The organism is Winogradskyella sp., from assembly GCF_025210595.1.
Lineage (GTDB): Bacteria > Bacteroidota > Bacteroidia > Flavobacteriales > Flavobacteriaceae > Winogradskyella.
Genome location: NZ_JAOARH010000003.1, coordinates 22,447 through 32,239 on the forward strand (window position 1 = coordinate 22,447; position 9,793 = coordinate 32,239).

General features: G+C 33.4%; 10 protein-coding genes. All 10 read left to right on the forward strand.

All coding sequences use genetic code 11. The features are described from left to right. Positions 1–119 precede the first annotated feature (119 nt). The 10 genes from N4A42_RS00270 (at position 120) to sufC (ending at position 9,637) form a co-directional block, all read left to right on the forward strand. Positions 120–1,367: a choice-of-anchor B family protein gene (locus N4A42_RS00270; RefSeq protein WP_294068371.1), complete on the forward strand. Its 1,248-nt coding sequence runs from the start codon at positions 120–122 to the stop codon at positions 1,365–1,367. Positions 1,368–1,420: 53 nt separating this feature from the next. Continuing rightward, positions 1,421–2,869 (forward strand): choice-of-anchor B family protein, encoded by a 1,449-nt coding sequence (locus N4A42_RS00275; RefSeq protein WP_294068373.1) that lies wholly within the window; start codon positions 1,421–1,423, stop codon positions 2,867–2,869. Between the two features lie 40 nt (positions 2,870–2,909). Then, positions 2,910–4,244, forward strand: coding sequence for a hypothetical protein (locus N4A42_RS00280; protein ID WP_294068375.1), 1,335 nt, complete (start codon positions 2,910–2,912; stop codon positions 4,242–4,244). A gap of 4 nt (positions 4,245–4,248) precedes the next feature. Continuing rightward, positions 4,249–5,031: an MbnP family protein gene (locus N4A42_RS00285; protein ID WP_294068377.1), complete on the forward strand. Its 783-nt coding sequence runs from the start codon at positions 4,249–4,251 to the stop codon at positions 5,029–5,031. A 9-nt stretch (positions 5,032–5,040) separates the two neighbouring features. After that, on the forward strand, positions 5,041–6,093 hold the full coding sequence (locus N4A42_RS00290; RefSeq protein ID WP_294068379.1) for a cytochrome c peroxidase: 1,053 nt from the start codon (positions 5,041–5,043) through the stop codon (positions 6,091–6,093). A 105-nt stretch (positions 6,094–6,198) separates the two neighbouring features. Beyond that, a complete protein-coding gene (locus N4A42_RS00295; protein ID WP_294068381.1) occupies positions 6,199–6,435 on the forward strand; it encodes a hypothetical protein in 237 nt (78 codons plus the stop codon). A gap of 114 nt (positions 6,436–6,549) precedes the next feature. Next, positions 6,550–6,879 carry an iron-sulfur cluster assembly accessory protein gene (locus N4A42_RS00300; RefSeq protein ID WP_294068383.1) on the forward strand — a complete coding sequence of 110 codons (330 nt, stop codon included), beginning with the start codon at positions 6,550–6,552 and terminating at the stop codon, positions 6,877–6,879. 53 nt (positions 6,880–6,932) lie between these two features. After that, complete coding sequence (sufB, locus tag N4A42_RS00305; protein ID WP_294068385.1) at positions 6,933–8,381, forward strand: Fe-S cluster assembly protein SufB; 1,449 nt, start codon at positions 6,933–6,935, stop codon at positions 8,379–8,381. 80 nt (positions 8,382–8,461) lie between these two features. Next, a complete protein-coding gene (locus N4A42_RS00310; protein WP_294068387.1) occupies positions 8,462–8,878 on the forward strand; it encodes a hypothetical protein in 417 nt (138 codons plus the stop codon). A 6-nt stretch (positions 8,879–8,884) separates the two neighbouring features. Next, on the forward strand, positions 8,885–9,637 hold the full coding sequence (gene sufC, locus N4A42_RS00315) for a Fe-S cluster assembly ATPase SufC (RefSeq protein ID WP_294068389.1): 753 nt from the start codon (positions 8,885–8,887) through the stop codon (positions 9,635–9,637). Positions 9,638–9,793 lie beyond the last annotated feature (156 nt).

Below are 9,793 nucleotides of genomic sequence, written 5' to 3' on the forward strand. Positions count from 1 at the left end.
GCAAAATTTACTGTAAATTGCTAAAAAAAAGCTTATACTGCTCGATTGGCAAATTACAACTATTGTTTGTGCATATTAAGCATAATGCCAGAAGCATATTTTTACAAAATTTTGAAAAAATGAAACTTAACTCTTTTAAGAGGTTTTCCTATGCAATTTTTATAATTACTTTATTTTCTTCTATAACATTTGGATGTTCAAATGACGATAGTAATGCTAATGATGGAAATAGCCCAACTTCCCAATCTCAATTTCCTTGTGTTAACGGTTTTTCTAATGGTTATCCATGTAATGGCTTTGATCTAATGAGTCACATACCTATTGATGTACTTGGTGGAGATGGTGCCAGAGGTAATGATTCTTGGGGATGGACAGACCCACAATCTGGAAAAGAATATGCTTTAGTAGGGACGACAACAAATGCTGCTTTTGTAGACATTACAGACCCTTCTAACCCTATTTTTTTAGGAATCTTACCTACAGCAACTTCAAATAGTGTTTGGAGAGACATTAAGGTTTATAACAACCATGCTTTCATTGTAAGCGAAGCTGATAATCATGGTATGCAAATTTTTGATTTAACACGTTTAAGAAATGTTGCAAACCCACCAGAAACATTTACTGCAGATGCGCATTATACAGGTTTTGGTAGTGCCCACAACATTGTTATCAATGAAAATAGTGGCTTTGCTTATGCAGTAGGTACAGATACCTTTAATGGAGGGCCTCACTTTGTAAATATTCAAAATCCAATATCACCTATTGCTGCTGGAGGATATGCAAATGCTGCTTATTCTCATGATGCTCAAGTGGTCACATATAATGGTCCAGATGCTGATTATACAGGAAAAGAAATTTTAATAGGAAGTAATGAAAATGAAGTTGTTATTGTTGATGTTACAGACAAAAATAACCCAACTCAAATTTCAACGATAGATTACAGCAATATTGGTTATACACATCAAGGCTGGTTTACCGAAAACATGGAATACTTTTTACTTGGTGATGAGATCGATGAAATTAATTTTGGCTTAAACTCTAGAACTGTTGTTTTTGATTTTAATGACCTAGATAATCCTGTAATTCATATGGAATATTCAGGACCTACTGCAGCTATTGATCATAACGGTTATGTTGTAGGCAATACATTTTATATAGCCAACTACACAGCTGGACTTAGGGCTGTTGATATTTCTAATATTGAATCTGGCGTTATGACTGAAACTGGTTTTATTGACACCTATATCTCAAATAACAATACTGCTTTTAATGGAGCTTGGAATATCTACCCATTTTTTGAAAGTGGTAATATTGTTGTCAGTGATATTGATGGAGGATTGTTTGTCGTTAGAAAAAGTAACCCTTAAAATAGGGTAATCACTATCTCAATTGTTATATATAAGATTATAAAAAAAATATTATGAAAAGTAAATTTCCCCATTTCTTAATTCTCTTATTGTTTTTATCTCAAACACTTAGTTCTCAAACCAACTGTGTTAACGGATTTGCAGGTGAATATCCTTGTAATAATTTAGATTTAATATCTAATATTCCCATATCCATATTAGCAAATACAAGTGGAAATCCTGAAGGAAGTGATGTTTGGGGCTGGACAGACCCAATAAACAATAAAGAATATGCCATAGTTGCAACAACCAACAGCACCGCTTTTGTAGACATTTCAGATCCTTTAAATCCTATTTTTTTAGGACGCTTAGATACATCAGCTGGAACAAGTTTTTGGAGAGACGTAAAAGTGTATAATAATTATGCATTTATCGTTGCCGATAATGTTGGCCCTCATGGTATGCAAATATTTGATCTAACACGCTTAAGAAGTGTTACTAATCCTCCACAAACCTTCACTACAGATGCTATGTACACTGGTGTTGACAGTTGCCACAATATTGTTATAAATGAAAGCAAAGGTGTTGCCTATTTGGTTGGCTGTAATACCTTTAATGGTGGCCCACACTTTATTGATATTTCTAATCCTGAAAATCCCGTAAGTCTTGGTGGATATTCTGCTGAAGGCTACACTCACGATGCCCAAGTCATTACATACAATGGTCCAGATTCTGATTATACTGGAAAAGAAATTCTAATAGGCAGCAACGAGAATAAAGTAGTTATTCTAGATATTACCAATAAGAATAATGTTATTAAAATAGGAGATATTGATTACCCTCAAATTGGCTATACACATCAAGGCTGGTTTACAGAAGACCAACGTTATTTTATATTAGGAGATGAAACCGACGAACAAAGTTATGGTATAAACACCAGAACTATTGTGTTTGACTTTTTAGATCTAGACAATCCTGTTCAATCCTCAACTTATTTTGGAAATTCTTCTGCTATTGATCATAATGGTTATGTTTTGGGTGATGATTTTTATTTAGCAAGTTATAGAGCTGGTTTAAGATTACTAGATATTTCAAACATTCAATCTCCAACTAATTCAATGACTGAAATAGCATATTTTGACACATATCCTACTAATGATGGGACAGCCTTTAACGGAGCTTGGAGCGTTTATCCTTATTTTGCTAGCGGAAACATTGTAATTAGTGATATTGAAAGAGGTATGTTTATTGTTAGAAAAAATCAAACTTTATCTGTTAGTGATGATGAACTTAAAACAAGTTTCTCTCTTTCTCCAAACCCAACAAGCTCTTTTGCTAAAGTTAAGGCTTCAAAAAATCAAACAATTAATTCAATTGAAATCTATAATAACTTAGGTCAGAAGCTGTTTTCAAAATATAATATAAATAATAGCACAGTTACTTTACCAACATCTAATTATAAGTCAGGTATATATCTAGTAAGAATAAATAATAAAATTACCGAAAAGCTTGTTGTTAATTAGAATCATAGCTTTTAAAGTCAAAGTTTAGTTGTTATAAATCATGAAACTTAAAAAGATAACACATATAATAATTGCCTGCTTGTTTTTAAGCGTTATTAATTGTTCAAAAGACGATTCTCAACCTTCAAATCCATTTCAAGGTGTGGTTGAAAAAATCACAACCTACGGAGGTTCAAAAAACGAAAGCGCAAAAGCCGTTACCAAAACCAATGATGGTGGTTATGCTGTTTTAGGACATACGCAAAGTATAGATGGTGATATTACAGACAAACAAAATGAAAACTTTGATTACTGGCTATTAAAATTTGATTCTGAAAACAATCTTCAATGGTCTAAAACTTATGGAGGTTCTAATGACGATAGAGGAAATGACATTATACAAACAGCAGATGGAGGCTACATAGTTATTGGTTATAGCTCTAGCAATGATGAAGATGTTTCGGAAAACGCAGGTTTAAGAGACTACTGGCTACTAAAATTAGATGCATCTGGTAACATTATTTGGCAAAAATCCTATGGCTACTCAGGAATCGACGTAGGTCATAATATAACACAAACAAATGATGGTGGATTTTTTATAACTGGAGTACTAGACGTTACAGCATCTGGTGGTGAGGGAAATACGTCGAGAAATGCCAACAGACATGCAGGAGGAGATTATTGGGCTCTTAAATTAGACACATCTGGCAATATTGAATGGAGCAAATATTTTGGTGGAGGGTTTACAGACACACCTTATGATGCTATACAAACCAATGATGGCTATATAATCGTTGGTTCTTCAGATAGCGATGATGTAGATATTTCAGACAATAAAGGTACTTATGATTTTTGGGTGGTAAAAATATCTAACACAGGATCTATGATATGGGAAAAATCATTTGGAGGTGATGAAATTGATGAAGCAAGAGCAATAGCAAGTACTAATGATGGTAACTTTATCATTGCTGGAGACACTAGAAGCAACAATACAGACGTTAGTCAAAATAATGGCGCAGCCGATTTATGGCTTATTAAAATTTCACCTATTGGAGATTTAATTTGGGAAAAAACTTATGGCGGAAGTAGTTTTGATGTTGCAAGATCCATAGAAAGAACAGAAGATAATGGTTTCTTAATTTCTGGTAGTTCAAGAAGTTCAGATGGCGATCTTTCAGTTAATCAAGGGCAAAATGATGCTTGGGTGATTAAAACAGACGCAAATGGTCAAATACAATGGCAAAAAACAATAGGCGGAACTGATATTGATTTTGCCTTTGATGCTACCGAATTGAATGACAACACCTTAGTTGTAGTTGGCGAGTCTAACAGCAATGACTTAGAAATAGAAAACAACAAAGGATTTACCGACCTATTAATTGTAAAAATAGATTAAAAACATGCTAATAAAAACGAAAAAACTAATCACTCTTTTAAGCATAATTACTTTGCTTACAGCATGCAACTCTAGTGATGACTCAGATGAAGTTCAAGAAATTTCAACGACATTTAAGTTTACCCACAACTGGGACGGAGCCTTAATTAGAGATTATAATTTTGGTCCAATTCAATATGTAACGGAACATGGAGAATCTATTAGTTTTGAAAGATTTCGTTATGTTATTTCAGATATAATCTTCACAAAAGCTAATGGAGAACAAATAGAACTCGATGTTTATAACTTGGTAGATCTCACCAATGAAGTGAATATGGAGTACACACCAAACATTCAAATTCCAATTGGAAATTACACTAATGTTTCATTTACTTTTGGACTAGACAATGAAGATAATGCCGAAAATTACACAGATTTAAATTCAGCGTCTTTTAATGTACCAGAAATGATGGGAGGTGGTTATCATTATATGCAATTCGATGGTAAATTCATTAACTCTAGCATGGAAGAGCAAGGTTTTAATTATCATGCTATTAGAGCTGTTGATAATCCTGGTGCTAATCCAACATTTCCGCAAGATACCTTTTTCACAGTTAATCTAGGCGCTATAGATATTACCAATAATATAGAAATAGAAGTGAAAATGAATATTGCTGAATGGTTTAAAAGCCCAAATCTATGGGATTTAAACATTTACAACCAGATGTTAATGCCAAATTCTACAGCACAAATAATGATGTATGAAAATGGACAAAATGCATTTAGTTTAGGTGAGGTTTTTCAATAACAACAAGAGATGAAAAAAGGATTATTTCTATTTGCTATGCTATTTTTATTGAATTGTTCTAATGATGATTCTAGCTATAACCCAACTCCCTTACCTTTAAATATTCCTGAAATTTTTTCAGAAAACATTATCTCACCAATAATCCCAACAGATAATCCTCAAACCGTTGAAGGTGTCGCTTTAGGCAAAAAACTTTTTTTTGATAACATTCTATCTGCCAATAACACCCAATCTTGTGCATCATGCCATTCTCCTCAAAAAGCATTTTCAGATCATTTACCCACAAGTTTTGGTATAGATGGTTTTGCAGGTAGTCGTAACACCATGCCAATATTTAATCTGGCCTGGAATTATGGAGAGCGTTTTAATTGGGATGGTTCTGCTTTAAATCTAGAAAGGCAAGCAGAAGAACCTGTACAAAACCCGATAGAATTGCATAGCGAATGGAATAATGTTGTAGAACGTTTACAATCTCATCCAGAATATCCAGAACTGTTTCAGTTGGCATTTAATACTTCAACCATAACTAAAGAACTCACAACTAAAGCTATTGCACAATTTGAACGAACTATAATCTCTGCTAATTCTAAATTTGACAGATACTCCCAAGGACAAGCAACATTAACCGCTCAAGAAATAAATGGTTTAGACATATTTCTAAGAGAAGATAAAGGCGATTGTTTTCATTGCCACGGCAATCCTAATAATCCTCTGTGGACAGATAATGATTTTCATAACAACGGGTTAGATGCTACATTTACAGATTTAGGATTAGGTGCAATTACTGGAGATCCCAATGATAATGGAAAATTTCGTTCACCATCTTTAAGAAATTTAGAATTTACGGCACCTTATATGCACGACGGTAGATTTGCAACACTAGATGAAGTTATAGATCATTATAGTGAAGGGCTTCAAAACTCACCTACAATAGACCCATTAATGAAACAAATAGCTCAAGGAGGTGTTCAATTAACTACTCAAGAAAAAGCAGATCTCAAAGCATTTTTACTAACCCTTTCAGATCCTTCATTTATCAATAATCCAGAATTTCAAAATTAATTTTGTAAGAATAATCGCTTTAAAAGGTGTATTTCATCGAAAATATACGTGTTTTGTCATTGATTTGTTTTTAAATAACTAAATTTTCAATCCCAAATCTTTTCGATGAAACCAACTATAAACAAAACATTACCTTGTGCGGTATTTGGACATAATTATGTAAAATCCAAAACTAATGATGATCACTCATCTGAGTTAACTTGTAGTCATTGTAACGCAATTGTAAAAACAGATGCTAATGGTAATTTTGATGAATTAAGCATATCTAATAAGCATATTCAATCTACATTAAGGCAGTTATTTCATCTAAACCTTCAAATTTCTAAGCCTAAATTTTCTTAATCAATAGGCAATTTCTATCAACTCATATGCTAATATAATGTTAGTTAATGTGATAAAACCTTAGTTATATAGTATATTTGCGAACTATTTAGATATTAATCTATATTAACAGGTATGATAAAAGTTTCTGAAACAGCTAAAAATAAGGTAGTCCAATTAATGAATGAGGACGGCTTTGACCCAAGCACTGACTATGTCAGAGTTGGCGTTAAAAGTGGTGGTTGCTCAGGATTATCTTATGATTTAAAATTTGACAAAGAACAACTGGAAGACGATAAAGTTTTTGAAGATAATGGTATAAAAATTATTGTCGACAAAAAAAGCTTCTTATATCTAGTTGGAACAACATTAGAATACTCAGGAGGATTAAACGGAACTGGTTTTGTGTTCAATAATCCAAATGCGAATAGAACATGTGGTTGCGGCGAATCATTTTCGCTATAAACGCATCTAAATCTTCCAAAAAAGGAAGACTTTAAAAACATTAAATTTTGAACATGTCAAAATATACAGAAGACGACTTAAGGGAAGAATTAAAAACCAAAGAATATGAATATGGTTTTTATACAGATATTGAATCTGAAACATTCCCTGTTGGTTTAAATGAAGATATTGTACGAGCGATTTCTAAGAAGAAGGAAGAGCCAGAATGGATGACAGAGTGGCGCTTAGACGCTTTTAAAATTTGGAAAGACATGGTGGAGCCAGAGTGGGCAAATGTAAACTATGAAAAACCAGATTTTCAAGCTATCTCGTATTACTCTGCACCAAACAGCAAACCTAAGTATGACAGCTTAGATGAAGTAGATCCTGAGTTATTAGCAACCTTTGAAAAACTAGGAATTTCACTTGACGAACAAAAAAAATTAGCTGGTGTAGCTATGGATGTTGTTGTAGATTCTGTATCAGTAGCTACCACATTTAAAAAGACACTTGCAGAAAAAGGTATTATCTTCTGTTCTATAAGTGAAGCGATCAAAGAACACCCAGAACTAGTTAAGAAATATATTGGAACGGTTGTACCAAAAACCGACAATTTCTATGCAGCTTTAAACTCTGCAGTATTTAGTGATGGTAGTTTCTGTTATATTCCAAAAGGTGTAAGATGTCCAATGGAATTATCTACATACTTTAGAATCAATCAAGCAGGAACAGGGCAATTTGAGCGCACATTAGTTATCGCCGATGAAGCTAGCTACGTAAGTTATCTCGAAGGTTGTACAGCACCTAGTAGAGATGAAAATCAATTACATGCAGCAGTTGTAGAGTTAATTGCTTTAGATGATGCTGAAATAAAATACTCAACAGTTCAAAACTGGTTCCCAGGAAATGCTGAAGGAAAAGGTGGAGTTTACAATTTTGTAACTAAACGTGGTATTTGCGAAACCAACTCAAAAATTTCTTGGACACAAGTAGAAACTGGTAGTGCTGTAACTTGGAAATACCCTTCGTGCGTATTAAAAGGTGACAACTCTGTTGGTGAATTCTACTCTATTGCAGTAACTAATAATTTCCAACAAGCTGACACTGGAACAAAAATGATTCACTTAGGAAAAAACACTAAGTCAACGATCATTAGCAAAGGTATTTCAGCAGGAAAATCTCAAAATAGCTATCGTGGATTGGTGCAAGTAAGTAGTCGTGCTGAAAATGCTCGTAACTTCTCTCAATGTGATAGTTTATTAATGGGTAATGAGTGTGGTGCGCACACCTTCCCTTACATTGAAGCTAAAAACAAAACCGCTCAAATAGAACACGAAGCAACGACTAGTAAAATTGGTGAAGACCAAATTTTCTATTGCAACCAACGTGGTATTGATACTGAAAAAGCCATTGCCTTAATCGTTAATGGATTTAGTAAAGAAGTATTAAACAAATTACCAATGGAATTTGCTGTAGAAGCACAAAAGCTACTAGAAATAAGCTTAGAAGGTTCTGTTGGGTAATACATTTTCCTGCGAAAGTAGAAATCAATGAAGATTAAGTTCATTCAAAAATGATTCTTGCTTTAGCAAAAAAAATAGATATGAAAAAAATTGCAATTCTTTTACTAACTCTTTTCAGTATTTTAAGCTGTAAAAATGAAACAAAGTCAGAGGTAAACTTAGAAGAGAATCGTTCAAAATCTTACGATCAAAACGATGGCTTAATTACCATGAAAGGGGATTTTGTTTATGATTCTCAACAAAATGCCGCAGTATTTGAAACTCCAAATGGCACCATTTATGGCGTTGTTGTAGATGATAATATGCACAAGCTAAATGAAAAAGCAAAGCCTTTTAAAGCAGACAAATACTCATCTGTGCAAGTTACTGTAAGAGTAAAAAGAATTAAAAACACTAATCCTAAAATTCTTTGGGAAAACAACCTAGAAATAAAGGATATATTAAAAGTAGAGAAACCTGATTCTAAAAAAGAAGACGTTATAAAATTAGCAAACTAAACAACTATGTTAAAGATAAATAACTTACACGCTAGTGTAGAAGACAAAGCAATTTTAAAAGGGATTAACTTAGAGGTTAAACCTGGCGAAGTACATGCCATTATGGGACCAAACGGTTCTGGTAAAAGTACACTTGCTTCAGTAGTTGCTGGTAAAGAAGAGTACGAAGTTGGACAAGGAGATATTATTCTTGAAGATGAAAACATAAACGAATTAGCCGCAGAAGAACGTGCTCACAAAGGTGTGTTTTTATCGTTTCAATATCCTGTAGAAATACCTGGTGTTAGCGTTACTAATTTTATGAAAACAGCTATTAACGAAACTCGTAAGGCAAAAGGCTTAGAAGATATGCCTGCAAATGAAATGCTTAAAATGATTCGTGAAAAATCTGAGCTTTTAGAGATTGACCGAAAGTTCTTGTCGCGTTCTTTAAATGAAGGATTTTCTGGTGGTGAGAAAAAACGAAACGAGATTTTTCAAATGGCAATGTTAGAACCTAAGTTAGCCATTTTAGATGAAACCGATTCAGGATTAGATATTGATGCTCTTAGGATTGTAGCTAATGGTGTAAATAAGCTAAAATCTAAAGACAATGCTATTATAGTGATTACTCATTACCAAAGGTTATTAGATTATATAGTACCAGATTATGTACATGTACTATACAATGGTAAAATTGTAAAATCTGGCACAAAAGAATTAGCTCACGAGTTAGAGGCTAAAGGATACGATTGGATAAAAGAAGAAGTTAATCAGTAAGTAGAAAATCAGCACACAGTCATCACTACGCAACCAATAAAAACTGCTAACTGAAGACCGGTAACTGAAGACTTAATAACATATGGAATTAAAAGAAAAGTTAGTATCTTCTTTCATGGCGTTTGAGAATACAGTAGATATAGATTCTCCTATACA

Excerpts from the sequence above, each read along its gene's own strand:
- N4A42_RS00275 (WP_294068373.1), top strand. The coding sequence starts at position 1,421 with ATGAAAAGTAAATTTCCCCATTTCTTAATTCTCTTATTGTTTTTATCT.
- N4A42_RS00300 (WP_294068383.1), top strand. The coding sequence starts at position 6,550 with ATGATAAAAGTTTCTGAAACAGCTAAAAATAAGGTAGTCCAATTAATG.
- sufC (WP_294068389.1), top strand. The coding sequence starts at position 8,885 with ATGTTAAAGATAAATAACTTACACGCTAGTGTAGAAGACAAAGCAATT.
- N4A42_RS00280 (WP_294068375.1), top strand. The coding sequence starts at position 2,910 with ATGAAACTTAAAAAGATAACACATATAATAATTGCCTGCTTGTTTTTA.
- N4A42_RS00270 (WP_294068371.1), top strand. The coding sequence starts at position 120 with ATGAAACTTAACTCTTTTAAGAGGTTTTCCTATGCAATTTTTATAATT.
- N4A42_RS00290 (WP_294068379.1), top strand. The coding sequence starts at position 5,041 with ATGAAAAAAGGATTATTTCTATTTGCTATGCTATTTTTATTGAATTGT.
- N4A42_RS00295 (WP_294068381.1), top strand. The coding sequence starts at position 6,199 with ATGAAACCAACTATAAACAAAACATTACCTTGTGCGGTATTTGGACAT.
- N4A42_RS00310 (WP_294068387.1), top strand. The coding sequence starts at position 8,462 with ATGAAAAAAATTGCAATTCTTTTACTAACTCTTTTCAGTATTTTAAGC.
- sufB (WP_294068385.1), top strand. The coding sequence starts at position 6,933 with ATGTCAAAATATACAGAAGACGACTTAAGGGAAGAATTAAAAACCAAA.
- N4A42_RS00285 (WP_294068377.1), top strand. The coding sequence starts at position 4,249 with ATGCTAATAAAAACGAAAAAACTAATCACTCTTTTAAGCATAATTACT.